This window comes from Sphingobacteriales bacterium (assembly GCA_016706405.1).
Lineage (GTDB): Bacteria > Bacteroidota > Bacteroidia > Chitinophagales > UBA2359 > BJ6.
The window spans coordinates 1,037,230-1,063,800 of sequence record JADJJT010000001.1; the positions used below are offsets into that span (position 1 = coordinate 1,037,230).

20 protein-coding genes are annotated in these 26,571 nt (G+C 39.8%); 11 read left to right on the forward strand and 9 right to left on the reverse strand.

Translation table 11 applies throughout. The annotated features are described in order from the left end of the window. Positions 1–8 precede the first annotated feature (8 nt). From IPI59_03975 to IPI59_03995, 5 genes are all read right to left on the reverse strand, one after another. On the reverse strand, positions 9–1,292 hold the full coding sequence (locus IPI59_03975; protein MBK7526710.1) for an adenylosuccinate synthase: 1,284 nt from the start codon (positions 1,290–1,292) through the stop codon (positions 9–11). 246 nt (positions 1,293–1,538) lie between these two features. Then, complete coding sequence (locus IPI59_03980) at positions 1,539–2,357, reverse strand: energy transducer TonB (protein ID MBK7526711.1); 819 nt, start codon at positions 2,355–2,357, stop codon at positions 1,539–1,541. Between the two features lie 121 nt (positions 2,358–2,478). Beyond that, positions 2,479–3,099: a biopolymer transporter ExbD gene (locus tag IPI59_03985; GenBank protein MBK7526712.1), complete on the reverse strand. Its 621-nt coding sequence runs from the start codon at positions 3,097–3,099 to the stop codon at positions 2,479–2,481. Positions 3,100–3,143: 44 nt separating this feature from the next. Next, on the reverse strand, positions 3,144–3,791 hold the full coding sequence (locus tag IPI59_03990) for a biopolymer transporter ExbD (GenBank protein MBK7526713.1): 648 nt from the start codon (positions 3,789–3,791) through the stop codon (positions 3,144–3,146). Positions 3,792–3,925: 134 nt separating this feature from the next. Beyond that, positions 3,926–4,750: a MotA/TolQ/ExbB proton channel family protein gene (locus tag IPI59_03995; protein ID MBK7526714.1), complete on the reverse strand. Its 825-nt coding sequence runs from the start codon at positions 4,748–4,750 to the stop codon at positions 3,926–3,928. A 512-nt stretch (positions 4,751–5,262) separates the two neighbouring features. Here IPI59_03995 and IPI59_04000 point away from each other — a divergent pair. From IPI59_04000 to IPI59_04010, 3 genes are all read left to right on the forward strand, one after another. Beyond that, the gene (locus IPI59_04000; GenBank protein MBK7526715.1) at positions 5,263–5,874 is read left to right on the forward strand and encodes a rhomboid family intramembrane serine protease; all 612 of its coding nucleotides are present in this window, start codon (positions 5,263–5,265) and stop codon (positions 5,872–5,874) included. Between the two features lie 11 nt (positions 5,875–5,885). After that, positions 5,886–6,026 carry a hypothetical protein gene (locus IPI59_04005; GenBank protein MBK7526716.1) on the forward strand — a complete coding sequence of 47 codons (141 nt, stop codon included), beginning with the start codon at positions 5,886–5,888 and terminating at the stop codon, positions 6,024–6,026. 152 nt (positions 6,027–6,178) lie between these two features. Then, positions 6,179–8,464 carry a carboxypeptidase-like regulatory domain-containing protein gene (locus tag IPI59_04010; GenBank protein MBK7526717.1) on the forward strand — a complete coding sequence of 762 codons (2,286 nt, stop codon included), beginning with the start codon at positions 6,179–6,181 and terminating at the stop codon, positions 8,462–8,464. Between the two features lie 80 nt (positions 8,465–8,544). On the opposite strand, the gene IPI59_04015 is transcribed toward IPI59_04010, so the two are convergent. The 4 genes from IPI59_04015 to IPI59_04030 form a co-directional block, all read right to left on the reverse strand. Beyond that, a complete protein-coding gene (locus IPI59_04015; protein ID MBK7526718.1) occupies positions 8,545–9,291 on the reverse strand; it encodes a glycosyltransferase family 2 protein in 747 nt (248 codons plus the stop codon). A gap of 48 nt (positions 9,292–9,339) precedes the next feature. Next, on the reverse strand, positions 9,340–10,146 hold the full coding sequence (locus IPI59_04020; GenBank protein ID MBK7526719.1) for an SDR family oxidoreductase: 807 nt from the start codon (positions 10,144–10,146) through the stop codon (positions 9,340–9,342). Positions 10,147–10,484: 338 nt separating this feature from the next. Beyond that, complete coding sequence (locus tag IPI59_04025; protein MBK7526720.1) at positions 10,485–10,901, reverse strand: GNAT family N-acetyltransferase; 417 nt, start codon at positions 10,899–10,901, stop codon at positions 10,485–10,487. Between the two features lie 65 nt (positions 10,902–10,966). Then, positions 10,967–14,443, reverse strand: a complete 3,477-nt coding sequence (locus IPI59_04030) for a DUF4175 domain-containing protein (protein ID MBK7526721.1) — start codon at positions 14,441–14,443, stop codon at positions 10,967–10,969. Positions 14,444–15,211: 768 nt separating this feature from the next. On the opposite strand from IPI59_04030, the gene IPI59_04035 reads away from it, so the two are divergent. From IPI59_04035 to upp, 8 genes are all read left to right on the forward strand, one after another. Next, the gene (locus IPI59_04035; protein MBK7526722.1) at positions 15,212–18,202 is read left to right on the forward strand and encodes a carboxypeptidase regulatory-like domain-containing protein; all 2,991 of its coding nucleotides are present in this window, start codon (positions 15,212–15,214) and stop codon (positions 18,200–18,202) included. Positions 18,203–18,356: 154 nt separating this feature from the next. Beyond that, on the forward strand, positions 18,357–18,830 hold the full coding sequence (locus IPI59_04040; GenBank protein MBK7526723.1) for a VOC family protein: 474 nt from the start codon (positions 18,357–18,359) through the stop codon (positions 18,828–18,830). 18 nt (positions 18,831–18,848) lie between these two features. Beyond that, the gene (locus tag IPI59_04045) at positions 18,849–19,223 is read left to right on the forward strand and encodes a DUF1801 domain-containing protein (protein MBK7526724.1); all 375 of its coding nucleotides are present in this window, start codon (positions 18,849–18,851) and stop codon (positions 19,221–19,223) included. Between the two features lie 243 nt (positions 19,224–19,466). After that, entirely contained in the window at positions 19,467–20,312 is an 846-nt protein-coding gene (locus IPI59_04050) for a glycogen/starch synthase (protein ID MBK7526725.1), read from the forward strand. A gap of 250 nt (positions 20,313–20,562) precedes the next feature. Further along, on the forward strand, positions 20,563–21,942 hold the full coding sequence (locus IPI59_04055; protein ID MBK7526726.1) for a DUF4270 domain-containing protein: 1,380 nt from the start codon (positions 20,563–20,565) through the stop codon (positions 21,940–21,942). A gap of 129 nt (positions 21,943–22,071) precedes the next feature. Further along, positions 22,072–23,928, forward strand: coding sequence for a glutamine--fructose-6-phosphate transaminase (isomerizing) (gene glmS / locus IPI59_04060; GenBank protein MBK7526727.1), 1,857 nt, complete (start codon positions 22,072–22,074; stop codon positions 23,926–23,928). Between the two features lie 73 nt (positions 23,929–24,001). Continuing rightward, complete coding sequence (locus tag IPI59_04065; GenBank protein ID MBK7526728.1) at positions 24,002–25,690, forward strand: M1 family metallopeptidase; 1,689 nt, start codon at positions 24,002–24,004, stop codon at positions 25,688–25,690. Positions 25,691–25,826: 136 nt separating this feature from the next. After that, entirely contained in the window at positions 25,827–26,477 is a 651-nt protein-coding gene (gene upp / locus IPI59_04070; protein ID MBK7526729.1) for a uracil phosphoribosyltransferase, read from the forward strand. Positions 26,478–26,571: the final 94 nt, after the last annotated feature.

Genomic DNA, 26,571 nt, shown 5'->3' on the forward strand with positions numbered 1-26,571 from the left:
TTTCTACTCTAATTTGTATTAATCAACAACTGGTCGCGTTCGGGGCCTGTGCTTAGCCAGGCAATGGGCAAGTTGGTTTGTTGTGACAAATATTGTAGATAGTTTTGCAAATTTTGTGGTAATTGGTTGTAGTTTTGGCAGTTTTGCAAACTTTGTTGCCATCCCTTAAATGTTACGTATTGTGGTTCAATTGTACACCGGTCGGCATCGTAAGGCCAATTTGAACTACCCTGTTGGCTCCCATCAATCAAATATTTTTCACAAATATTTATTTCATCAAATTCATTTAGCACGTCAATTTTGGTAATACCTAAGTGGGTAACACCATTAAGCATAAGGGCATAGCGCAGCGCGGGTAAGTCTAACCAGCCACATCTTCTTGGGCGGCCGGTAGTTGAGCCGTATTCATTGCCTACATCGCGCAGTTTTTGGCCGGTAGCATCGTGCAGCTCGCTCGGAAAAGGGCCACTCCCTACACGGGTGCAATATGCTTTGGCAATACCAATAACCTTGTTTATGCGTTGTGGGGCAATACCTAAACCTATACAGGCACCGGCTGTTAGGGTGGTTGATGAGGTTACATAAGGATAGGTGCCGTAATCTATATCGAGCATTGTACCTTGCGCACCTTCGCCCAATATACGATGTCCTTTTTGCAACTCGTCGTTAATAAAAAACTCACCATCAACCATCCGGATTTGCTGTTGCAAAAAAGCCAAACTTTCAAACCATTCATTTTCTAATTCATCTAACTGGTAATCAACAGCGTATTGTTGTTCTAATATTTTAATATGTTTGGCTTTAAGTTGTTCGTAAAACTGTTTAAAATTGGGGTGTGTAATATCGCCTATGCGCAACCCATTGCGACCAATTTTATCCATATAGGTTGGGCTAATTCCTTTTAAGGTTGAGCCAATTTTTAAGCCTGCTTTAGCTGTTTCACTGGCGGCATCTAAAATTTTATGGGTGGGCAAGGTTAGATGGGCCTTGCGGGCAATAATCAAACGTTCGGCGATATTAACGCCTAATGCCTGAAGATTAATAATTTCGCGGCGCAATACTACAGGGTCAATAACAACACCACTGCCAATAAAATTAAGCAAGTGTGGGTGCAAAGCCCCCGAAGGTATTAAATGTAACACCACTTTTTGCCCTTGGTAATAAAGTGTATGTCCGGCATTTGCCCCTCCTTGAAAACGGGCAATACATTGGTAATCGTTTGCTAAAAAATCTACAATTTTGCCTTTCCCTTCATCGCCCCATTGTAGGCCAAGTAAAACATCTACAAACATAATACAACTAAGATTTTATTGAACGGTAAAGATACAACAATAATATTGCGAAAAAGTGATTAAATTTTTAATAATCAGAATTTAATAGGGCGCAATGTAAACTGTTTAATCAAAAAACAAACAGCACCACTAAAGTATAACTTATAGTGTTGCTGTTTGCATTATTTACCTGCTTTAGATTAATAAATAAGCTGCAGGAGTTCATTAATTTTTGGTCATTTAGCTATTATATTGAGCTAAGGCAAACTACTCTAACCGGAATTTAATAGGAAGGGTAAATTTAACATTTACCGCTTGCCCGCCTTGTTTGCCGGGCTTCCAGTTAGGCATTTTATTTACTACACGCAGGGCTTCTTCGTCGCAGCCGCCGCCTATACCGCGCACAACGCGAACTTTTGAAATATCGCCCTTAGAGCCAACTACAAACTCAACGTATACTGTTCCTTGAATATTGTTTTCGCGGGCAATGGCGGGGTATTCTAAGTTTTTTTGAATAAACTTTTGCATAGCACCTTCACCGCCGTCAAATTCGGGTTGTTGTTCGACAATAGTAAATACTTCTGGTTCTTTGGGTTTGGGTGGTTCTACTACTTTTACCTCTTCAATTTTTTCTTCTTTTACTTCTTCAATAGGGGCATCAATTTTTGTAACGGCGTTTTTGTCGCCCTCAACGGTTTTAGTCGAAACTTCGGCTTCTTTTAGTTCCTCAACATCGGCCACTTTTTCTTCTTCTACTACTTCTTCATCTTTTTTCACTTCTACCTCTACAAATTTAACCTGTGGTTTTTCGGGAGGGGGAAGCTCGGGGGGTGGAGGGGGCGGGGGCGGTTCATTTGTCATGGGTGGGGGCGGTGGTAACTCCATTTCCAATACTCTCGATTTTTCTTTATTATTTTCGAGCAAGGGCGTTACCAAGGCTTTTACGTAGGGTATAGCCACCAAAAACAAAATACCTAAAACCGTAGCAATTAGCGAATTGCGCAAATGCTTAGGGTAAACTTTCCGAAGGTCGTAAGCGCCGTAGGCCTTGTTTCGCCCTTCGAAAACAATGTCCAATATATCCATATTGGAGTATTTGTTATTATTATTATTTGCACTCATGGTTGCAAAGGGTGGTTTAATTGGTTAAAAAATTCCGGATAAAAAACAAAACTTAATTTGGTAATTTTATTGTTTGTTCAATTAGCTAATTGCCGGTTGCGGCTGCTTCAGCTGCTTTGGCATCGGCAATCATTTGTCGTTCTTTATCGGTAATATCGGTCAGCACAAATTTGGTAACATCGTTAATGGCCATTTCGTCTAAAATGTCCACTAAGTTTTTGAAGTTCGAGGTAGAATCGGGTTTAATTAATGTTATTAATTTGCTTGTTTTTATATCTATAGAGTCTTTTTTCTCTTCGTCCCATTTTTTTCTGTCATCTAAGCCATGTTGTTGCTCAACACGAGATTTTTTGTCGAGGATGATTTTGCGCACTCCGGATTCTGAGAAGTCGGTATTAGTTACAGTTGGTGGGTCTCCATTATCCGGATAATCATACCAATAAATTCTGTCTCGGTCAGAAAGCATCAGCACAAGAACGGTTGATTCTTTAATTTTAGTACGCTGGGTTGTATCTTTTGGTTCTTCGGGGGTAGCCAATTCCATTACTTTGGGTTTATTAAAAGTAGTGGTCATCATAAAAAAAGTTAGCAATAAAAAGGCAAGGTCAACCATAGGGGTTAAGTCCACCCTTGTTGACATTTTTTTGCCCCGTACCTTACTACCTTTTTTCTTACCACCACCCTGTGAGGTTTGCATTTCGGCCATATTGGTAAATACAATTTTTTAAGACGTGAATAATAATAAATTTTTTAGTGTTTGCCGCCCCCGCCATGGCTTGCTGTTTTAGGCGCATTGGGGTTGGCTTCAAGGTCGGTGATAAAGCTAAACTGGTGAATATCTTGTTTTTCGAGGGTTTTAATAACGGCGTTAACTACTTTAAAAGGGGCTTTGTTGTCGCCTTTTACAGCAATCCGGACGTTAGGGTTCGACAGTCGGCCAAAGTAAATCCAATCGCTTAATTCGTTAGTAGGGCCAACAAGCGTATCAACTGGAATTCCGGGCATTTTTACCTCTTTGCGTTTTATTGGTTCTATCGAATAATATTGTTTAAGCTGGCCAATGGGCAAGCCAACATCGTTGGCAATAGCAAACTGATATTTTTGCTCGTCGGTAAGTCCCATCTGGTATTTTTCCTCAAATTTATTTATCAGGTTTAATCGGTGTTCTTTGCCGTCCATAGAGAAAAACACTCTGCCATCGTTGCCAACCGATAAAAGCAATACATCTGCATCGGGAAGTATAAAGTCAGATATAGAGGAGGGCGTGTCTATAGAAACCACTTCTTCGGGTCTGAATTGGGTGGTTAAAATAAAAAAGGTCAGCAGCAAAAAGGCTACGTCACACATGGCCGTCATGTCTATGGTTGTGCTTTTGCGTGGTATTTTATGCTTGGGCATGGGTTGTTATTTGTTTTAATTATTAACAAGTTAAATAACGTGGCCATTTTACTTTACAGGCAGTTGCTTTTGTTATTATATTTTATTAGCAACTTGATAATAAAACTAAAATATGGCCTTGATAAGCTAAAATACTATTTTTGCGAAGAGGCAAAGGCTTGAGTCAGGCTATATCCGGCTTCATCTATGCGGTAGGTTAAGCCGTCAATACGGTTAGTAAAATAGTTGTAGGCAATAATTGCAATGGCCGATGTACCAATACCAAGTGCGGTGTTAATAAGGGCCTCAGAAATACCTGTTGCCAATGCCGAAGCATCGGGCGAACCTGCTACTGAAAGAGCGGCAAAAGCGCGTATCATACCAATTACCGTACCTAAAAGCCCAAATAGTGTTGCTACCGAGGCAATAGTGGCCAAAATATTTAGGTTTTTCTCGAGCATGGGTAGTTCAAGCGTTGTTGCTTCTTCAACTTCTTTGGTGATGGCTAATACTTTTTGGTCTTTCTCAAGGCTTGCTTCGCTTTGCATTTCGCGGTATTTATGAAGGCCACTGTAAACAACATTACCCAAAGAGCCTTTTTGTTTGTTGCACTCGGCCATAGCAGCACTAATATCGTTTTTATCAACCAAACCCATTACTTTGCGCAAAAAAGCATCCATGGAGCCTACGCCGGCAGCACGGGCAATAGTAATAAACCTTTCGATACAAAAAGTAATTACAATTAAAAGTTGGGCTATTAATATTGGTACAATAAAGCCTCCTTTGTACATCATGCCCAAAATGCTTCCGGGCAATGGCTCGCCGGCTGTGTTGCCATCTTTAAAATTGGCGGGGTTGCCTAATATAACTTTCCAAATGATAAAACCAAGTACAATTGCCAATGGAATTACTATAAGCGGGAAGATACTACCCGCGCCTTTGTTGGATGCTTGGGGTGTAGATTTTGCTGTGTTGCTCATAAAGTTTTAAGTTTTTTTTGGAGCGTTTATAATTTATTTGATTAATAGTTTTAAAAAGTAAGTTGCAAAGGTAAAAAAAATTTAAACTTCTTTATATTTGACGCCCAAAATTAGATATTTAATGGTCAATATCCTAATTTTTATACCGACTTCTTAAAATATTTATCGCTTGGTTTTGGTCTTTATTTTTTTGCCAAACGTCCAACTGATAGACTTTTACGAGAAAAAACTGCCGGAGAAGCTCTTGATTGCTTTTGTGTTAATAAATTGTGAAGTTTCATGACAATAAAAGTTTAAACAGCATAAATTACCAAATTATGTATTGTTTAGTTATATAGATGCTATTTTTTGCAAAGCAGGTGTTTGCGCCGTAGTGTATTTTTTAAATTTAGCAATATTTGGGTCTAAATTAATTTTGTGTTGTACCTTTGGCAACCTAATTCAATTTAATTGACTTCAAAATTGCCATTAATTTGGCTTTACACCAAATAAAATTATAAACTACTATACTTATGCTTACCACTTTAATAATAGGTGTTACAGTCCTCGTCTCCGTATTGGCTTTTAATAATAGAAATTTGTTCGAGAAATTGTTGTTTAGCCCATTCTTAGTTAAAAAAAACAATGAATATTCTCGCTTTATTACATCGGGGTTTATTCATGCCAACTTTATGCACTTAGCCTTTAATATGCTTACCTTATATTTTATGGGGAAATATGTTGAGGTTTTTTTTAAAGTTCAATTTGGCGTTGCTGTGGGTAGTTTACTGTATGTAGGGATGTATTTGTTAGCCCTAATTGCTGCCGACTTACCCGATTTTAGCCGACACCAAAATAACCCTTATTACCGCAGTCTTGGTGCATCGGGGGCTGTTTCGGGGGTTTTGTTTGCCAGTATTTTGTTGGCACCACTAAGCAAACTTATAATTTTTCCTATTCCCATACCAATTCCTGCCGTTTTGTTTGGGGTATTGTATTTGGTCTATTCGGCATGGGCAAGCCGCAATGCGAACGACAATATTGGGCACAGCGCGCACTTTTTTGGAGCTTTATTTGGTATTTTATTTATGTTGATGGTTTACCCCGGCATTGTTCGGCATTTTTTAAATGAATTAGGAATATAAATTTAGATAGTATGGCTTATTCGAAGTTGACGAACACCGGCACCGCGTTCAATTTTTTAATCCGGACTAAAGTAATTAGTTCCGGAATTATAGCCCAAGTTCATCATCCGGAAAAATATTACCCTGCTTTATTGCACCATAACATAATTTAACAACGGCTAATCTCCTGCTCAAAACCCATCTTGCCATTTTAAGCGTATCTTGCGGCGTTTTTGCCTAATCGCCCAAAATATAATAATATTACAAGATGGTTCATTGGTTGTTTGCATGGTTTAAATCTTTTGTTTTGCCGTATTTTTACTATTTGATTTTATTTTTAGCAGTACACACCTGTTTCACTACTACTCAGGCCCAAGGGCAAACGCAAGCTGGCGATGCTACCATCCGTGGATTTGTTTACGACAAAGCTACCGGCGAACCACTTATTTTTGTATTGGTATTATTGCAAGGCACTAACTACGGCGCTTCAACCGATATAAACGGCTTTTTTAGTATAGCCAAAGTGCCAGCCGGCAACTATACCCTGTATTGCCGGCCTGTAGGCTACGATACGCTACAAGTACCCGTTACCTTAGCACCAAACGATTTAGTAAACAAACAACTATATATTGCCCAAGCTAACACTCAGCTTCAAACCGTTGAGATAACTGCCGAACGCACCGAAAAACAAACCGAAGTGCGCGCCTCGGTTATTAAAGTTACGCCTAAACAAATTTCAAAAATACCAACCGTTGGCGGCGAGCCCGACCTTGCCCAATACTTGCAAGTACTGCCGGGTGTGGTTTCAACAGGCGACCAAGGCGGACAACTATACATACGTGGCGGCGCACCCATACAAACCAAAGTAATGCTCGATGGGCTAACAATTTACAACCCTTTCCATTCCATAGGCTTGTTTTCGGTATTTGAAACCGACCTTATCCGAAATGTTGAAGTGCATACCGGAGGCTTTAGTGCCTTACATGGCGGGCGAATATCGGCGGTAATTGACGTTACCTCGCGCGATGGCAATCGCAAAAAACACAGCGGGAAAATTGGTGCCAGCACCTTCTCAGGAAAGGCATTATTTGAAGGGCCAATAAAACGGTTCAACGAGTCGACACAAGGCACATCTGCATCTTATATGTTAAGTGCAAAAACCTCGTATTTAGACCGTACCTCAAAAATGCTGTACGATTATATTTATGAAGATGGACTGCCCTATAATTTTACCGACTTGTACGGCAAAATTAGTTTAAACTTAGGGAACGGCAGTAAAATAAACTTCTCCGGATATAATTTTGACGACAATGTTCGTTATTTGGGCAAGTCAAAGCTACATTGGGGTTCATTTGGTTCGGGGGTAAATTTTGTCGCTGTTCCGGGTGTTTCAAAAGTATTAATTGATGGCCATTTTTCGTTTTCAAAATATAATATTTCACTTACCGAAAGCGATGGCTTGCCACGAACCAGCAGTATCGGTGGTTTTAATAGCGGCGTAAATTTCTCGTATTTTTTACCTAAGGGCGACCTTAAATATGGCATCGAAATTAGTGGCTATAGCACCCAATTCAAATTTTATACCCCCTTAGGTTACGGCATAGACCAAGACCAAAATACCACCGAAATAGGCGGATTTTTAAACTACAAGGCCATTGTGGGCGATAAAAAATTGCTCCTTGAGCCCGGATTAAGAATTAACTATTACGCTTCTTTGGCAGCATTTGCCCTTGAGCCGCGTTTTGCCCTAAAATATAATATTACCGACCGTTCGAGGCTTAAACTTGCCTCGGGATATTACTCGCAAAACTTTATAAGCACACGCTCAGATAAAGACGTTGTAAACCTTTTTTCCGGATTTTTATCAGCTCCCGAAGGTGCACTTGACAACGCTTTTGGCAACGAAGCTCCCAATAATTTGCAATATGCTTTGCACGGTATTTTGGGGTACGAATTTGATGCCACCCGCTATTTAGATTTTAATATCGAAACGTATTACAAGTATTTTAACCAGCTTATTGATATTAACCGCTCGAAACTACTTAACCAAGACCCCGATTATGTGATGGAGGTTGGGCACGCTTACGGTTTTGATGTACTTGCCAAATACGACCACAAACCTTGGTATTTATGGGCGGTTTACTCGTTGGGTTATGTTACCCGCAACAATGGCGACCAGGTTTACCCGCCCCATTACGACCGCCGCCATAACGTAAATTTATTAGCCTCGTATGCGTTTGGCAAGGGGCAATCGTGGGAAATTAGCGCACGCTGGAATTTTGGGTCGGGGTTTCCGTTTACCAAAACGCAGGGTTTTTATGAGTCGCTTAACTTTAATGGCGGTATTGATGTTGATTATTTAACCCAAAACGGGCAGCTCGAAATCATTTATTCTGAAAAAATTAACGACGGGCGTTTGCCCTCGTATCATCGTTTAGATTTATCTATTAAAAAAGAGTGGGCTTTAGGCACCGACGCTCGCCTCGAGGCTACCGCCAGCGTTACCAATGCTTATAACCGCGATAATATTTTTTATTTCGACCGTATTCATTACGAGCGCATTAACCAACTGCCAATTTTGCCAAGTATTGGTGTAGCATTCTCGTTTTAGCAATACAGAACTATTTAATTGTATGATTATTGCCTGGTTTTACTGGTCAATTATCCGGATAAATAGTGCAATTTTATTTATTACATAGTTTCGTACCGTTTTATCCGGATAAAGCCCCATTTATGCAAACGATGCTCGACTGATACTTTTAACACTCCTAAGCCGTATTTTAAACTGCGTTTAAAATTAATAGAACTGGCTTCGTTAAAATACTTGGTTGGGCATGTAATTTCGGCTATTTCAAACCCGGCCATAAATATTTGTGAAATCATTTGGTTGTCAAAAATAAAATCGTCGCTGTTTGCATTAAAATTTACCTTTTGCAATACTTGGCGGGTAAATGCCCTGTAGCCTGTGTGGTATTCAGAAAGTTTTGCCCCAATGATAAAATTTTGCGTCAGGGTTAAAAATCTGTTCGAAATGTATTTATACAATGGCATGCCGCCACGCAAAGCACCGCCGCCCAAAATACGCGAGCCTAAAACAACCGAATATAAACTGCTGGCTATTAGATGTACTATTGACGGAATAAGTTTGGGTGTATATTGGTAGTCGGGGTGCAACATAATAACTATGTCGGCCCCAATATCGAGGGCTTTTTTGTAGCAAGTTTTTTGGTTACCGCCATATCCTTTATTTTTATCGTGCTTAATAATATGGTGTATGCCTAAATTGTTGGCTAACTCAAAGGTATTATCTCTACTGGCATCGTCAACTAAAATTAGTTCATCAACTAAATTTTGGTCAATATCGGCAACTGTTTGTTCGAGGGTTTTGGCGGCGTTGTAAGCGGGCATTACCACTACCACTTTCAGGCCATTAATCATAGAATAATCTTTAGGCTACACAAAACACAATAAGAATTTGTAATAATTTTAATCTTCAAAAATTGCAGGTGTCATGCCCATAGTTGAAAAGCCACCATCATGAAAAATATTTTGCATGGTAATCATCCGGGTATAATCGCTAAATAGAGTGAGGCAAAAATCGGCACAAGCTTCGGCACTTGCATTGCCTAATGGCGACATTTTGTCGGCGTAGCTAAAAAAGTCGCCAAACCCCGAAACGCCTGTTCCGGCTGTTGTTTGGGTGGGCGATTGTGAAACGGTATTGATGCGCACTTTTTTCCGGATACCGTAATGATAGCCAAAACTTCGGGCAATACTTTCGAGGGTTGCTTTGGCATCGGCCATATCATTATATCCCGGAAAAACCCGTTGGGCAGCTATATAGCTAAGTGCCACCACCGAACCCCACTCGGCAATAGCATCGAGTTTATAAGCTGTTTGCAGCAATTTATGTAACGAAATAGCCGAAACGTCTAAGGTTTGCTGCAAAAAATTGTAATCTAAATCGGTATAGTCGCGCTTTTTGCGCACGTTTGGCGACATGCCTATTGAATGTAAAATAAAATCGAGTGGGCCGCCCAATATTTCCATTGATTGGGTAATCAGTGTTTCGAGGTCTTCAATTTTTGTAGCATCGGCGGGTATAACCTGTGCGTTGTTGCACTGTTGGGCTAAGGTGTTTATTTGCCCTAAGCGCATAGCTACGGGGGCATTTGTGAGGGTAAATATTGCGCCTTCGTTGTGTGCGCGCTGTGCTACTTTCCAGGCAATAGATTTTTCGTCTAAAGCGCCAAATATAATGCCTTTTTTTCCGGCAAGCAGGTTGTTGGCCATCGTTTAAATTTAATTCGTTTATTAAAGGGGGTTTGGCGGCAAAGATAGGTAATTTTTTTGTTCAAATACCGCCTTGATTAGCGTAATAATTTAACGAAGTTTTTAGAGCAAACTCAACGATTAAGCGATAAGATGTGTTTGCCTTGTTTATTAAGGCACGGCCTTGGGCTCAAATTTTATTTGAGAGGAAAATTAAACCAATAACTTTCTTTATTCCAGGAGTTATGTGATAGTATTCCCGGCTGTTGGCATTATGTGGTAATCAAACTTGTCGTTTAGAATAAATAAGTATGGTATTTGGTTTAAGTTTAATTGTCATCAAAAGCAGTTTACATAAATTATTTGGTTCTTAGAATTGAAAATGCTCTGTCTTCTTTAATCATGCCGATTTTTGGATAATATTCTATGGCCGATGGTGCCGAGAGTAAAAGTATCATTACTTGTTCTCCGAGTTTTTCTTTTGTCAGCCTCACAAGTTCTTTTCCAATTCCCTTTTTTTTAAAATCCGGATGAACGGCAAGGTCGGCAAGGTAGCAAGTCCAAACCCAATCGGTAACTGACCGCGAAACACCAACTAAATCATCATTTATCCATGCCGTTACAACAAGATTTGATGCCTCAAACATTTTTTGTATTCGCGCTTTGTCCTTTGTAGGCCGAGACAAGCCCGCTTTATCATAAAGTTCAATTATTTGGTCTGTTGTTGGTTTTTTATCGAAACTAAATATTACGTCCTTAATAATTGACTCGTGCATAACAGATTCATTTTTAGCGTTAAGTAGCAGTCCAACTATTTATGAGCTGCGCACTCCATTACAAATTAGTAACTAATTGATTTAAAATATTTCTCAGCTAACTGTTTGTAGTAAGGTTTTAAGTTGGGCGGAACAGTGCGGTATAAATCGGTTTCGGATTGCCGTTTTTTAATAAACTCTTCAAAAGCTGGCGGCGGGTTAGGTGTTCTGTTTTGCGCTGTTTCTGCTTGGCGTTTGTCGTCCCATTCTTGTTCGCGTTCTGACTCTTCAACTTTCAGCATCCGGGTTAAAATTTCTTGTTGGCGTTTTACCATATCGGCAGTTAGTTTGCGGTTCACCAATTCAGTTTCGGTGCGTTCCATTTCTTTAGCCAAGTCGCGCAGTTCGCGGGCTTGTTTATTTTTTTCTTCGCCTTTGCCGTCTTTATTTTTGCGCTCGTCTGTTTTATCATTTCCGCTTTTACCATTATTGCCTTCCTGACCTTTTTCGCCTTTTTTGCCATCGTTGCCTTCCATTTTTTTAGCCATCTCTTCTAAGCTGCGACGCAATGCCTCTTGTTGTTGTGCTAATTGGGCGGCTTCTTTACTCATTTGTTTACCCCCTGGTTTTTTGCCTTCTTTAATATCTTGTTGAAGTTTTGAAATTTGGTCGTTTAGTTGTTTTTGCATTTGCCCCATGCCTTTCATACTGGGTTTGCCTCCTTTGCCTTTTCCGGGCTTTTTGCAGTTTTTACACGAGCCACCACTTTGCTGTTGTTGTTCGGCCATTTGCTGTTGCATTTGCTGCATGGCCTCATCAAGCATTAAGGCAAGGTTGTTAAGGCTGGTCATAACAAATTGTTGGTTGGTAGCGGCTGGAGCTACTCGTCTTTCGGCTAAATTACTTAAAGCATCGCCCATATTGCGCGAAAGTTCGGTTAACTCGCTGGTAATAAAAGCTTCGAGTTGGAAAACCCTTTTGCTAAGTGCTACTAAGCTATCGCGCACCATCTCCGAGTCGTCTCGAAGTTTGTTTTGTTGTTGCAATAGTTTAACGTAGCGCGGATTATTGATATTGGTTTTTTTCAGGTCTTCCATCAATTCTTCTTGATCCATGGAAAGGCGAACTAAATTTTCAAGCAATTGCCTGATGGATTTCATATCTTCTTCTGCTTGTTCTTGTTGCATTTCTTGTTGCATTTCTTGCATTTGTTCGGCCATTTCCTTCATTTTTTGGCCGGCCTTTTTCTGTTTGTCGCTGGCCGATTGTTTGTTGTTTTGTTGCATTTGCTGTTCGCTTTGTTCTTGTTCGTTGCTAATCTCCTCCTGTTGTTTTTCGGTATCGCCTTGTATATCCTTTTCTTTTTTAAGTTCTTCGGCCAACTTATCTAATTCTTTAATATCTTTTTTAAGTTCGTCAAATTTTTCGGTCGCTTTTTCTTGTTCTTTTTTATTGTCTTCTAACGAATTATCACTATTTTTTTCGGTTTCTTCACCTAATTTTTTTTGTTCTTCGGCTAATTTGTTCAGTTTATCAATAGTTTCCTCCATTTTTTGTTCAAATTGCAGTTCTTTGAACAATTCCATCATCCGGTCTAATTCATCTTGAAGCTGTTCATCGCTCATTTTAAAGTCTTCCATTTTTTTCATCATTTCATCTTTATTCATCTGTTCTAACATTTGCGCTAATTTATCCATTAGTTTTTTCATTTCATCGGTCATCATTTTATCCATTAAATCTTGTAATTTCTCGTACTTTTCTTTAGTTTGTTCTGAAAACTCTTTGAATTCCTGTTGATTTTTAAGGTTTTCGTTAAAATTATTTTTGGCTTGTTCAATGCGTTCCTGCATTTCTTGCCGTTTGTTTAACAAATCTTGAATTTGTTGTTTGTCTTGCCAATTTAATTCCTTTTTTTGCAATAGGCGTTGCTGAATATCTTTCATATCCTCTTGAAATTGTTGTAAATCTTTCAAGGCTTTGTCTAAATCGTTTTTTACATCCTCGTTTTTTTGTTGGGCTAACTGTTCCATTTCTTTGTTTGTAGGAGCTTGGTAACTCATAATTTGTGTTCGGGCAAATTTGCTGCCGTTTACGGCGTCGTTGTCCCACACTTCAAAAAAGTAGGTCAGGCGGTCTCCGGGTTTAAGGCTTAATTTGGCCAAATCCCAGGTATAGGTGTAGGTAGCAATTTTCCGACCGGGTTCAATGCCAATATTTGTTTGTTGGTAAGGGCCATCGGCTGATACTTCGGCGGGCGAAATCCGGTATTTAAAATACATGGATTTTAGTCCATAATCGTCGCTGGCATCGCCCATAAAATACCTAAATTTGGCATCTGTACTATCGCGTTGTTCTTCAACACTAATGGTTGGGTGCGCATCGGGTATTACGGTTATCATATACGTCATACTGTCGGCTTTGGGTAGTTTTTGGCTCGACAGGTAAACGGTATAACTTGTGTTTTGAAACAAGCGTTTGGTAATTTCAAATTTATTGCCGCTGCTTGGTGTGGCGTTGGTTTCAGGGCTTCCGGATGGGCCAAAACGCAGGCTTACTGTTTCTGTATTTTCTGCTTCAAACGTCCAGGTAACATTGGTTCCGGCCGGAACTACCATATCGCCCGAGTTGCGCAATACTTCGTCTTTTTTATCCACATAATCCGGATAATTTAACGCAGCATCAAAGTTTAATAGTGAGGGCTTAGGTATTACGGTTAAATTATAATCGTTTGACCTAAATCCGTTGGCATCAAAATAAAATACTGCACTTTTTTGCACATTGCTAAGTTTATAAAAAAATTCTCCGGATTGTTCACCTTTGGTTAATTTGTATGGAAAATTATTGATATGCAAAAACGCTTCGTTTGGTATTACACTGCCTTCGGTTTTAACTTGAAGGGTAATATCTTGGTTTTGCACTACTTCTAAATTTTGGGTTAGCAGTTTAAAAGTAAACGGCGCTTTAGGGGCGTATTCTTGGTTGTTATTTATAAGACGTTCGGTGCTTTCGCGCAGCAAATTTGGAGCTAAGTAAGCCAAAACCAGCAACGACAACAGCGGGATTGCCGCATATTTTACATATTGTTTGTTTTTAGCTAAATTAATTGCACCTACAAAGGGAACGGGCTTAATATCGTCAATTTTTTGATTGATACTGGCTTCAATAAGGTCGCGGTCGGTAAGCGAAGTGGCCTGATGTTTAAGTTGTAATATATTTAACAATTTATCTTTTACATTAATAAAATGTGCCCCCACAATAGCAGCTGCTTGCTCGTGGGTAATAATACGCCCTAATTTAAAAAATTGCAATAAAGGCTGCAAAACGCCCCACCAGCCAATACCGGCTGCTAAGGCTATAAAACCCCAAAATAAAATTTTACGAATAGTGGTTGAGAAATAAAGGTAATATTCTGAGATGCTAATTATTAAAAAAGCAGCTAATACAACCCCTATAGTGTATAAAGTTCCACGAAGCAATTTATTCAGGTAATATTTCCGGATAAATTGATCGAGTTTTTGCAATAATAAATGGTAGTTGGTATTTAAATTGGCGTAGGCACTCATTTTCTTTTTCTTTATTGCTTTAATTGGTTTTTTTGGTTGGTTATTTGGTTTTAAAGGGCAAAATAAGTTATACTTTATTTATTCACAAACACAAACTGCCTTGCAAAGATAACCCATTGTACTAAAAATTACAAACTTGCAGGAGGCATCAAGTGGTATTCTCGTTTATTCCGGATATTATGGCAGCACAAACTATCCTACTTAAAACTTAATATAAAACAATTATTTAAACAGTTATATATTATTACCTAATTATCAATCAATTAAAAATTTACTATTTTTTCAATAAGCATATTAATGAAACATTAACAAACAAACCATCTTTAAAATTGGGATTAAATTAGGGGTAGGTTAAAATTGGTTAATGTTTTGACGCAGGTATTATACCACCACCAAAAACATACCAGAATTGAACTTCAAATAAATAAAATTTACTTTTTTTTAAGTCAATATATACTGAGCAAGCATTTTTTGTAAGAATTGGCATAATTATCGCTGTTTATGGAATGTAGCATACAATATTGCACCTCCAAATTTGCGCCTAAGTGCCTATAATATAAGGATTTAGCCAATTTAAAAGTTCACAGAACTAAAAAGACAGCCTATATTTTTAAACAAAAACAATCAAATTAGAGGTGTAATTAAGTTAGCAACTTTTTACAATTATCATTTTTTTGTAAAAATTAATTTAAGTCGTTGTAAATTTGTAGGTTACCAACTTCGATATTAATAATAAAACTTTATAAAACATTTTAAATTTTGTATTTCATGAACTCTCTTCGCCACATAGCGATGGCTTTTGCCCTTGTTTTGCTTGCAGGTTTTGCCCTACAAGCGCAAGATGGCAAACTAAAAAAGGCCAACGAACTGTACGACGGCTATTCGTTTCCCGAAGCTGCCGAGGCGTACAAGAAAATTTTGTCGAAAGAAGACCTGCCCGAAGCAAAAATTAAATTAGCCGAATGTTACCGGCTGATGAATATGCCCGTTGAGGCCGAATATTGGTACGAACAAGTTGTACAATTAGCCGAAGCCGAACCCATTCACCGCTACCATTACGGCATGATGCTAAAATCTAACAACAAATTTGAAGAAGCAAAACAGGCTTTCATTGAATACGCTCAATTGGTGCCTACCGACACCCGCGGCATCAGGCAGGTTGAGGCTTGCGACCAATTTAATTACTTTATGACCGACCCCGGCATTTATAATATTACCCTAACCAATATCAACTCGGCCCAAGCCGATTTTGGCCCCGCTTTTTACAAAGAAGGCATTGTATATGCCAGCGAAACGGGGGTAAGGTTTAATGTTGAATATAATTGGCGCGAACGCCCATTTTTAGACTTGTTTTATGCGCAATTAGAAAACCAAGAAAACCCCGCCGAATTTAAAAAAGGCGAAAATTTTAAAGGCCAAGTAAATACCTGGGTACACGAGGGAACGGTAACTTTTACCGAAGATGGTCAAACAATGTACTTTTGCCGCAATAATTTTGAAAAAGGTAAATTAGGTTACGACAAAGTTGGCGGCGATGTAGGTTACAACGTAAAAGATGCCATGAAAACCGTAAAACTTCAAATTTTTGAGTCAAAACTTAAAGGCGAAAAATGGGAAGAAGTAAAAGGTTTGCCCTTTAACAGCGACCAATACTCGGTAGGGCACCCCGCCCTTAGCCCCGACGGACAGGCTTTGTACTTTATATCGGATATGCCAGGTGGTTATGGCATGACCGATGTTTACGTAGCATATAAAAATGGCGATAGCTGGGGCACACCCGAAAACCTTGGTCCGGAAATTAATACCGAAGGCCGCGAAATGTTTCCTTTTATAAGTGCCGATGGCGCCTTGTACTTCTCGTCAGATGCTTTGCCCGGATTAGGTGGCCTCGATATTTTTTCGACTAAATTACAACCCGATGGCACTTGGAGTGCAGCCGAAAATTTGCGCTACCCCGTAAATACAAACAGCGACGATTTTGCATTCATTATCAATAAAGAAAATGAGCGCGGTTATTTTTCATCGAACCGCCCTGGCGGCGCTGGCGACGACGACATTTATACCTTTACCCGACTTAGTAATATTATGACGGGTATTGTGGTAGATTGCGAAACCGGCGACCTTATTAACGGCGCCTTAGTAAAATTAATGGAAGGCGAAAAAATTATGCAAAAAGCCAAAACACAGGCAAATGGCATGTTTACCTTTCCGCTTCAGCCCGGCAAAAGCTATACTGTTGTAGCCACTAAAGCCGGATACGATGAAGGCAAAGAAGAGATTAAAGTAGATACCAAAGGCCGCCAAATTGAACTAAAAATACCAATTTGCCCCGAAGGCGCAGGTAAAAACTGTATCATTGTGGGTAAAGTTTTTGACAAAGAAACTAAAGAGCCTGTTGATAAAGCAACTGTTAAACTTGTAAATTCAAAAACCAACGACGAGCTAACATTTGTAACCGGAGCCGACGGCACCTATACTTTTAATGTCGAATCGGAAACTGACTACACCGTGTATGCCCAAAAAGACAAATATTTTACCGTTACCAAAACCGTTAGCACCATAGGCAAAAAATGTAGTGCAAAAGACCCAATTACAGTTGAAGATATTGAAATTACTAAAATGCCACCGGTAGTACCCGACCCAAATTCTCCGGATGGTACAAAACAAACCCCCGATGGAACTAAATACATTCCAATTGATGGTAGTAGCCTACCTCCAATTATTGATAACGGCCAATATAACCCAATTTTAGGCGACGCCTTAAACCATATTTATTATGATTTTGACAAACACTATATTCGCAAAGATGCCCGCCCCGAATTAGACAAAGTAGTGAAATTTATGTATGACAATCCCGCCTTAGTAGTTGAACTTAGGGCACATACTGACTCGCGTGGCTCGCATGAGTATAATCAAGCCCTTTCAGACCGCCGCGCAGCCTCAGCACGGTCATATATTACTAAACGAGGTATTTCTAACGATAGACTAAACTCGCAAGGCTACGGCGAAACCCAGCTAACCAACGAATGTGCTGACGGCGTAAACTGCAATAACGCTAAACACCAAGATAATCGTCGCACCGAGTTTGTATTATTAGGCGTAGTTCCTGGATTACAAGGCAATATGAGTGTGCCAAGGTATTACTACGAAACCGACAAACATCGAGGCAAAAACTACTATAAAAATGGCAATGGTAGTTACAGCGGTGGTGAAACTGGCTACAATGAAAGCAATAGCAGTTCTTCGTCCTACACATCATCATCAACATCATCACCATCAGGCAACATTACTTATTCAAGTGGCTCAACTTATTACGATAATAGCAGCATGAACACTGGCAGCACTTATTCATCCGGAAGCAGCTATAGCTCAGAGGCAACTACGGGCAATTATACCGGAAACACAGGTACTACCTCCTCTGGAAATTTGTTTTACCAAGGCAGCACTGGTAGCGGCAAAACTTTAGATTGTTGCTATACCCCCGCTACAGGTGGCTACTCTTCAGGGCCAGCAACTTCTGGAATAGAATACAAAATACAACTTGATGTTCAAAGTTCGCCAAATATGGGCAATTACAGCACACTTAGCGACTTAGGCACTCTTATAGCTGAACCCGGCGCTAACGGCATGCAACGTGTTATGCTTAGTGGTTATAAATCGCAAGCCGATGTTGAGGCCGCACTTATGCAGGTTCATAGCCGCGAATTTAAAGATGCCTTTATTGCTACCTACCAAAATGGTATGCGCGTTGGACAATAAACAAACTAAACCATTTTTATTGATTACAAATTAGATATTTATATTATTTACCCCCAATAGACCCATCCGGATAAGATATCCGGATGGTTTTTTATTTATTGGCACTTGAATTAGAGCAAATCAAACATTATCAACTAAATAAATAATTAAAAACATGAACATTCAGAAAATTACACCGTGTTTGTGGGTCGAAAAAGATGCCAAGGCAGTAGCCCAATATTACCTTTCAATTTTTAAAGGCGGCAAATTAAAAGATTACCGCTTATACGACAAATTGTCGGATGGACAAGACATGCCCCACGGTAGTTTTGATACCGCAGTAATAGAAATTGCCGGAGTAGAATTTAGTATTTTGGCAGCCGGGCCTTTGTTTAAATTTAACGAAGCTATTTCATTTGTTGTTAATTGCAAAGACCAGCAAGAAGTGGATTATTACTGGGAAGCCCTTACTGCCAACGGCGGCGAAGAAGGCCCCTGCGGTTGGTGTAAAGACAAATATGGCTTGTCGTGGCAAGTGGTGCCTGTTGAATACTTCGAGCTTATTAACAGCAACGACCCTATAGTCAGAGATAAAGCGCTGCTCAATACATTTGAACAAAAAAAGATAATCCTTGCAGCGCTTAAATAAAAAATACCTACCTAACAAATGGCCAAAACAAACTACCAAACCATCAACGATTACCACGAGGTTTTTCCGGCTGAAATTGCCGCGCGCATGCAAACAATCCGCGAAATGGTTCATAAAATTGCCCCTAATGTGCAAGAAATTATCAGCTATCAAATACCGGCATTTCAATTACACAACAAGTATAAATTAATTTACTATTGTGCATTTACCAAACATTTAACCTTATCAAGTCCTTGGAGTAAGGCTTTTTTAAAAGAGTTTGAAGAGCCACTAAAAGCCTATAAAGTTTCGAAGGCGGCAATTCAAATACCACACAACCAAACACTGCCGATTGAGTTGATAGAAAAAATTTTGAAATTCAGAAAAGCCGAACTTGAAGCAATGGCAAACTAAAAACCACCTCAAATTAACGAATTTATATAGTTAGAGTCAATGTTTTTACGGCTATATGTTTTGAAAACTAGGGTATCCGGATTAGTTTTTGTACCTTTGTGCGTTTTTTTAATATCCGGAAAATTTTTTAGCTTATTTTTATCCGGATAAGCCAATTGACCACCTGCCCGAGATGTAACCTTACTACTTTACCTGCATCGCAAAAGTGTAAATTAAATCAACTCGGCAATTTACAAATACTATATGAGCGTAAAAAAACGGATACTTTCCATTTCTCACATGATACTGCCCTACTTGGGCGAAGATACTGCCATTGGGCAAATATCGAGCAAATTACCACTTTTTCTGTCAGACCAGCAAGGCCATGAATTGCGCGTGCTAACACCCCGATTTGGAGCTATTAACGAGCGCCGACACCGGCTGCACGAGGTTGTACGCCTTTCGGGGATTAATATAATTATAAACGAGGATGATTTTCCACTTATAATTAAGGTGGCATCAATGCCAGGATCGCGTTTACAAGTATATTTTTTAGAGAATGAAGATTATTACAAACGTCGCGCTGTTTTAACCGATGATGATGGGAATTTTTTTGATGACAATGCCGAGCGTATGATTTTCTTTTGCCGAGGCGTGCTCGAAACAGTGCGCAAGTTTGGCTGGGCGCCCGATGTAATACACTGCCACGGCTGGATGACAAGCTTAGTGCCCTGGTACGTAAAAACGTTTTATAATAATGTGCCCGTTTTTTCGAATTCAAAGGTAATATACTCGGTTTACGACAACGAGTTTGAAGGCACTTTAAATCAGGAAAGTTTTAAACTAAAAGCAACCATGAAAGGTGGCAACCCGGCCGACCTCGAAGCCTTTGGCAATACAAGTAATAACGATTTGCATAAAGCAGCTATTAACTGGGCCGATGCCGTAGTTACCGCCACTACTAACAGCCAAATTGATGCCGACTTAGACAATTTTATCAAAAACAAAAAAGATCTGCTTTTTTTAGACCATTACGCCGACGATAATTACTTAGGCGCGTACAAAAACCTATATCAACAACTTTTTGATTTGGGCGAACAAACGCAATAGATATTAGTTATTAATTGTTGTGTAAAGCAGTTAGCAACCTACTACAAAACATAAAAAAATAGGTGCGAGTTTTAACAAAATAATAATAGGCTAACCTTGCAACCAATTTTAAAAAAATCACCTCTTTATTATTTGCTTTTAGTGCAAATTTTTTATCATAAATAAGCAGGGCGTTTTAGCCCATATCTATATTTGTATTTTTCTATTGCGATTATAGTAAACTAACTTGTTTGAATTACCCGTTTTTAATATGAAATTTGCTTTTTTGCGTTATTTTTGCCTGTTTTTTTTAGGCATTTCAACTATATTTTTTGCAAATAGCTGCGGCGAAACAAGCACATTAGGCCTCGACTTAATTGAACCCGAACAATACATAGATGCCCTTAAAACCGATACTTTGCAGTTGTGGGTTAATACTATACCCAGCGACTCGTTAATTACCAGCCTCATTAACAACCAAGAACGCAACTTTTTGCTGGGGGCAATTAACAACGACCCCTATTTTGGCCAATCGGCTGCCCACCTGTACACACAAGTACGGCTAACACAAAATAACTTAAATTTGCCCAACGATGCCACCTTAGATTCGGTCGTGTTGGTGTTGGCCTATGCCTCCGAAATTCCCTATGGCACAAAATATGCACCAAACACCGTGCGTGTTTACGAGCTTACCGAACCAATGGATGCCGATACTACGTATTACCAAAATCAAACTTTAGCCCACAATCCAACGCCTTTAACCGAAAAATCAGGTTTTGTACATCGTTATACCGACTCATTGGCCATAAACACCGTACTTAAAAACAAAGCCGGAAAAGACTCGGTCGTAACCAAAATAAATGTTGCCCCCCAACTGCGCTTTACCTTGCCAAACGAAATTGGCGAACGCATAATAAACGAAACCGATACAGCAAAATTTGCCAATAGCGAAGCATTTTCTAAATTTATTAAAGGATTTTACTTCGAGGCCGATGCTGCCAACCAAAATATTGCCTATTTTAGCCTGTTCAACCCCCAATCAAGGTTAGTTTTATACTATCACACCAACGGCGTATTTACTACCGTTGATTTTCCAATGGGAGCAAATACCGCCGTCTTTAACCACTACGAGCACAATTACTCCGGATACCCCGCCGGCAATGCCCTTGCCCAACCTGCCCCAAATGGCAACGAACAACTGTTTTTAAAATCAATGGCCGGATTGGGCTTCGAATTAAAAATTCCGAACTTAAATAAATTAGGAAATATTGTGGTAAACAAAGCCGAGTTAGAAATGTATATCGTTCCGCAAACAAATTATACCTACCAGACCCCAGGCGAGCTTACTTTTACGCCTGTTGATACCTCCGGAAAAGTTATAACAAGCTTTGCACGCAATGCCCAACGCAATACCTCCGACACCACTTGGTTAAACATCGCTCCAATTCCTGTTACAAACAGCCGTTATACCTTATTGCTAACCGAGTACTTGCAGCAAAAATTAATTGAACCACAAATAACCAACGCTGCCGACCGCTTTTTTATTAACCGGCAGGTTTTACGCGCCGACCGCGTGTTAATTGCCGGGCCAAATTATCCAAACCCAGCTTATCGTATGAAATTAAACCTAATTTACACGCCTGTAAAATAAATAATACCCGGCACGTAGTACAAGATAGCCTAAGCGCAAATCAGTGCTATCCGGAAATAAAAAAATTAGCAGCCTTTACCTAAAAGAAGAACTTTTTGAAAACCTCATCTTACTTTATCAAATAATACTATGTGTGGAATTATTGCCTATATTGGCCCAAAACAAGCCTACCCTATCATTATTAATGGGCTTCGCCGTTTAGAATACCGTGGTTACGACAGCGCAGGCGTTGCTCTGCTAAATGGCAGTTTACAAATTTACAAACGACAAGGCAAAGTACAAGATTTAGATAATTACGCCGCTCCACTTGCCCCACATGGGCAGGTTGGCATAGGCCATACTCGTTGGGCTACCCACGGCGCACCCAACAATATAAATGCCCACCCACATGTATCGCGTAGTGGTAAAATTGCCGTTATTCACAACGGTATTATTGAAAACTACGCTGTTTTAAAAGAAGAATTAATAAAACGCGGCTATCAGTTTCATTCTGACACCGACACCGAAGCCATCCCGCATTTAATTGAAGAAGTACAAAATCGTTTGCCCGGCGTACCTTTAGAAGATGCAATGCGCATAGCACTTAGGTTTGTTGAAGGTGCTTACGCCTTTGTAGTTATAAGCGAAGACGAACCCCATAAATTGGTGGCAGCCCGTAAAAGTAGCCCCTTAGTAATAGGTATTGGCAAAAACGAAGAAGAGTTTTTTATTGCCTCAGACGGTGTGCCAATTATTGAGCATACGCGCAACGTGGTTTATTTAGATGACTATGAAGTAGCCGTTATTAATATGGATGCCGATAAAAAATTAGCTATAAAAAATGCCAAAGAAAATCAACCAAAAGAACCATTTGTACATGAATTGACATGGAACTTAGAAACCTTAGAAAAAGGTGGCTACGAACATTTTATGCTAAAAGAAATACACGAACAGCCAAACTCGGTTGCCGAAAGTATGCGCGGACGCTTAAATGCTTTAGATGGTATCATTAAAATAGGCGGAATAGAAAACTACGAGCAGAAATTGATAAATGCCCGCCGAATAATTATTGTAGCCTGTGGCACCTCATTTTATGCCGGATTAGTGGGCGAATATTTAATTGAAGACCTAGCCCGCATACCCGTTGAGGTTGAATACGCTTCAGAATTTCGTTACCGAAATCCCGTTATTTTCGAAGACGATGTAGTAATGGCTATCTCACAATCCGGAGAAACAGCCGACACCTTAGCTGCTATACAGTTAGCTAAATCAAAAGGGGCTACTATTTTAGGTATTTGCAACGTAGTTGGCTCCTCTATCTCGCGCGAGACCGACGCAGGTGCTTATACCCATGCCGGACCCGAAATTGGTGTAGCCAGCACCAAAGCTTTTACCGCCCAACTAACTATACTAACCCTAATGGCGCTTCGGCTGGCGCACCAGCGCGGCACCCTAACCGAAACCCGCTACCGCGAGTTGTTGGCCGAATTAGAACAAATTCCGGCAAAAATTAAAAAAACCCTCGAAACCGAACACCAAATTGAATGTATTGCCGACCTTTTTAAAAACGTCCGGAACTTTTTATACCTCGGACGCGGCTATAATTACCCTGTAGCTTTGGAAGGGGCACTAAAATTAAAAGAAATATCGTATATACATGCCGAAGGCTACCCCGCCGCCGAAATGAAACACGGCCCCATAGCCCTAATTGACGAAAATATGCCCGTTGTAGTATTAGCTACCAATAAAAGTGCTTACGACAAAATTATCAGCAATATACAACAAGTGAAAGCCCGCAATGGCCGCATTATTGCCATTACGAACGAAAACGACGAACTTTTGCACGATTTGGCCGACTATGTAATTGAAATTCCGGATGTTGCCGAACCACTTGCACCTTTGGTTAGTGTAATTCCACTCCAATTATTGGCCTATCATATTGCAGTTATGCGCGGCAGCAATGTTGACCAACCCCGAAATTTAGCCAAATCGGTAACCGTTGAGTAAAAAACGTACTCAACTACCACTTTATTAAGCGTCAAACCAATAATTAAATATTTCGAATATAATCGCAATAAAAATGTATTTTTCGCCTATTTCTATAAACACATTTTTACATTGGTTTGCTTTGCTGATTTCGATGTTTTGTGCTACCACTATAACCATAAATGCACAACCGTTGTCGGGAGAAAAAACCCATTTTACACGTGGCGATACTTTGCGCGGAACCCTAACCGCCGACCGCAATTGGTTTGATGTGGTGCATTATAATTTACACCTATCAGTATTTCCGGATAAAAGAGCAATACAAGGCTACAACGAAATTTATTTTTTGGTACAAAAACAACATGTTACCATGCAGCTCGATTTGTTTCAGAATTTAAATATTGACAGCGTTGTTTTTAACAATAAAATACTTAAAGTTAAACGCGATTTTAACGCCTTTTTTATCAATTTTTCGGATAAATTACCCCTTAATTCGGTGCAAAAATTGCGCGTTTACTACTCGGGCACACCAATAGTTGCCCGAAATGCCCCATGGGATGGTGGCTTTGTGTGGAGTAAAGACAAAAATAAAAATCCGTGGATTAGTGTGGCCTGCCAAGGCATTGGTGCAAGTATTTGGTGGCCAAACAAAGACCACCAAAGCGACGAGCCCGACAGTATGCGCATTAGCATTGCCGCCCCTAAAAATTTAGTATGTGCATCTAATGGAATGCCAACCGACACCCTGCCCGAAGGCGAATACACCCGCTGGAACTGGATGGTAAAAAACCCCATAAACAACTACGCTGTATCATTTACCTTAGCCGATTTGGTACATTATGCCGATACTTTTAAACAAGCCGACGCAAGTGTTTTACCTATTAATTATTATGTATTGCGCTATAATTTAGACAAAGCAAAAAAACACTTTGCCCAAGTAAAACCCATGCTGCGTTGTTACGAAGAAAAAATGGGCCCATACCCTTTTCCTGAAGACGGGTTTGCCCTCATTGAAACGCCTTTTTTGGGCATGGAACACCAAAGCGGTATTGCCTATGGCAACAACTACAAAACGGGCTATGCTGGTATGGATTATTCGGGTATTGGGTTGCAATTTGACTATATAATCATTCACGAAGCAGGCCACGAGTGGTGGGGCAATAGCATAACCAGCGCTGATATTGCCGATTTGTGGATTCATGAAGGGTTTTGCACCTATGCCGAAGCCTTGTACGTTGAATGCCTACACGGCTACCAAACCATGCTCGATTATTGTAATGCCGGAAAAAACCGTGTTTCTAACGATATTCCAATCATTGGCCCTTACGGTGTTAATCACGAGGGCAGCGGCGATATGTACACAAAAGGCATGTTAATGTTACACACCATACGGCAGGTTATTAATAACGACCAAATATGGACGCAAATAATAAAAGGCTTATTAACCGATTACCGGCATAAAATTGTTACTACCGATACTATTTTGCAATATATGAATGCAAAATCGGGCTTAAAACTTGACCTCATTTTTGACCAATACCTGCGTTACCCCAATATCCCTACTTTAGAATACAAAGTAAACCCTAAAGGCACTTCGGTAAAAATGCGCTGGGTTGCCAATGTTTCAAATTTTAATATGCCCTGCGGCTGGTACGATGCTAACGGCAAACTTCATTATATACAGCCCACTACCGATTGGAAAACCTTTATCATTCCGCGCACTAAACCCAATCAATTTAAAATTGCCGAAGATAGATTTTATATAAATGCCGTAAAAAAGTAAAATAGTAAATGTAAATTCGGCTTTTATTTCTTAATTTGCAGCCAAAAATTAAGGCCTATACAAACTTAGCACCTATTTAAGCTAATGTTTTTGAGTACGCAGCTCAATTTATAAAAAATGCTATAATTTAACGGCTATGTTACACAATATTAGTTTGAACAACCCCTTAGTAGGGCAGTTTATTGCCGAACTTAGAGGGACAGATGTACAAACCGACCGGATGCGTTTTAGGCGAAACCTTGAACGCATAGGCGAAGCACTTGCCATTGAAATTTGCCGGACTTTACCTACTACTACGCAAAATGTAGCTACGCCGCTTGGTACTGCCCAATGCACCGTCTTACAACAACAGCCAGTAATAGCAACAATTTTGCGCGCAGGGCTTCCACTACATCAGGGTTTGCTGAATATGCTCGACAAAGCCGACAATGCCTTTATTTCGGCGTACCGAAAACACCATAAAAGCGGTAAATTTACCATCCAGATAGAATATTTAAGCTGCCCAAATTTAGATAATCGTATTTTAATTGTTTGCGACCCCATGCTGGCTACCGGGGCAAGTATGGCCTTAACCATTGAACAACTTTTAGCCGAAGGGCAACCCACCGAAATTCATGTTGCCGCTGTAATTGCCTGTACCGAAGGTGTTCGCGAGGTGCACAAACATTTTCCGCGCGCACATATATGGGTGGCAGCCTTAGATGAGGAGTTAACAGCCAAAGGGTATATTGTTCCCGGATTAGGTGATGCCGGCGATTTAGCGTACGGCCCCAAAACACAAGATTAGCGATTATATTCTAATTTATATTTTGTTGTAATTCTATTTTTTTTTACGTTCCGGATAAGTCCAAAAGCTATCAACTTGTAAATTTTCCGGATGT

Excerpts from the sequence above, each read along its gene's own strand:
- IPI59_04040 (MBK7526723.1), top strand. The coding sequence starts at position 18,357 with ATGAACATTCAGAAAATTACACCGTGTTTGTGGGTCGAAAAAGATGCC.
- glmS (MBK7526727.1), top strand. The coding sequence starts at position 22,072 with ATGTGTGGAATTATTGCCTATATTGGCCCAAAACAAGCCTACCCTATC.
- IPI59_04050 (MBK7526725.1), top strand. The coding sequence starts at position 19,467 with ATGAGCGTAAAAAAACGGATACTTTCCATTTCTCACATGATACTGCCC.
- IPI59_04045 (MBK7526724.1), top strand. The coding sequence starts at position 18,849 with ATGGCCAAAACAAACTACCAAACCATCAACGATTACCACGAGGTTTTT.
- IPI59_03980 (MBK7526711.1), bottom strand. The coding sequence starts at position 2,357 with ATGGATATATTGGACATTGTTTTCGAAGGGCGAAACAAGGCCTACGGC.
- IPI59_04015 (MBK7526718.1), bottom strand. The coding sequence starts at position 9,291 with ATGATTAATGGCCTGAAAGTGGTAGTGGTAATGCCCGCTTACAACGCC.
- IPI59_03995 (MBK7526714.1), bottom strand. The coding sequence starts at position 4,750 with ATGAGCAACACAGCAAAATCTACACCCCAAGCATCCAACAAAGGCGCG.
- IPI59_03990 (MBK7526713.1), bottom strand. The coding sequence starts at position 3,791 with ATGCCCAAGCATAAAATACCACGCAAAAGCACAACCATAGACATGACG.
- IPI59_04000 (MBK7526715.1), top strand. The coding sequence starts at position 5,263 with ATGCTTACCACTTTAATAATAGGTGTTACAGTCCTCGTCTCCGTATTG.
- IPI59_03985 (MBK7526712.1), bottom strand. The coding sequence starts at position 3,099 with ATGGCCGAAATGCAAACCTCACAGGGTGGTGGTAAGAAAAAAGGTAGT.
- IPI59_04035 (MBK7526722.1), top strand. The coding sequence starts at position 15,212 with ATGAACTCTCTTCGCCACATAGCGATGGCTTTTGCCCTTGTTTTGCTT.
- IPI59_04065 (MBK7526728.1), top strand. The coding sequence starts at position 24,002 with ATGTATTTTTCGCCTATTTCTATAAACACATTTTTACATTGGTTTGCT.
- IPI59_04025 (MBK7526720.1), bottom strand. The coding sequence starts at position 10,901 with ATGCACGAGTCAATTATTAAGGACGTAATATTTAGTTTCGATAAAAAA.
- IPI59_03975 (MBK7526710.1), bottom strand. The coding sequence starts at position 1,292 with ATGTTTGTAGATGTTTTACTTGGCCTACAATGGGGCGATGAAGGGAAA.
- IPI59_04005 (MBK7526716.1), top strand. The coding sequence starts at position 5,886 with ATGGCTTATTCGAAGTTGACGAACACCGGCACCGCGTTCAATTTTTTA.
- upp (MBK7526729.1), top strand. The coding sequence starts at position 25,827 with ATGTTACACAATATTAGTTTGAACAACCCCTTAGTAGGGCAGTTTATT.
- IPI59_04030 (MBK7526721.1), bottom strand. The coding sequence starts at position 14,443 with ATGAGTGCCTACGCCAATTTAAATACCAACTACCATTTATTATTGCAA.
- IPI59_04055 (MBK7526726.1), top strand. The coding sequence starts at position 20,563 with ATGAAATTTGCTTTTTTGCGTTATTTTTGCCTGTTTTTTTTAGGCATT.
- IPI59_04020 (MBK7526719.1), bottom strand. The coding sequence starts at position 10,146 with ATGGCCAACAACCTGCTTGCCGGAAAAAAAGGCATTATATTTGGCGCT.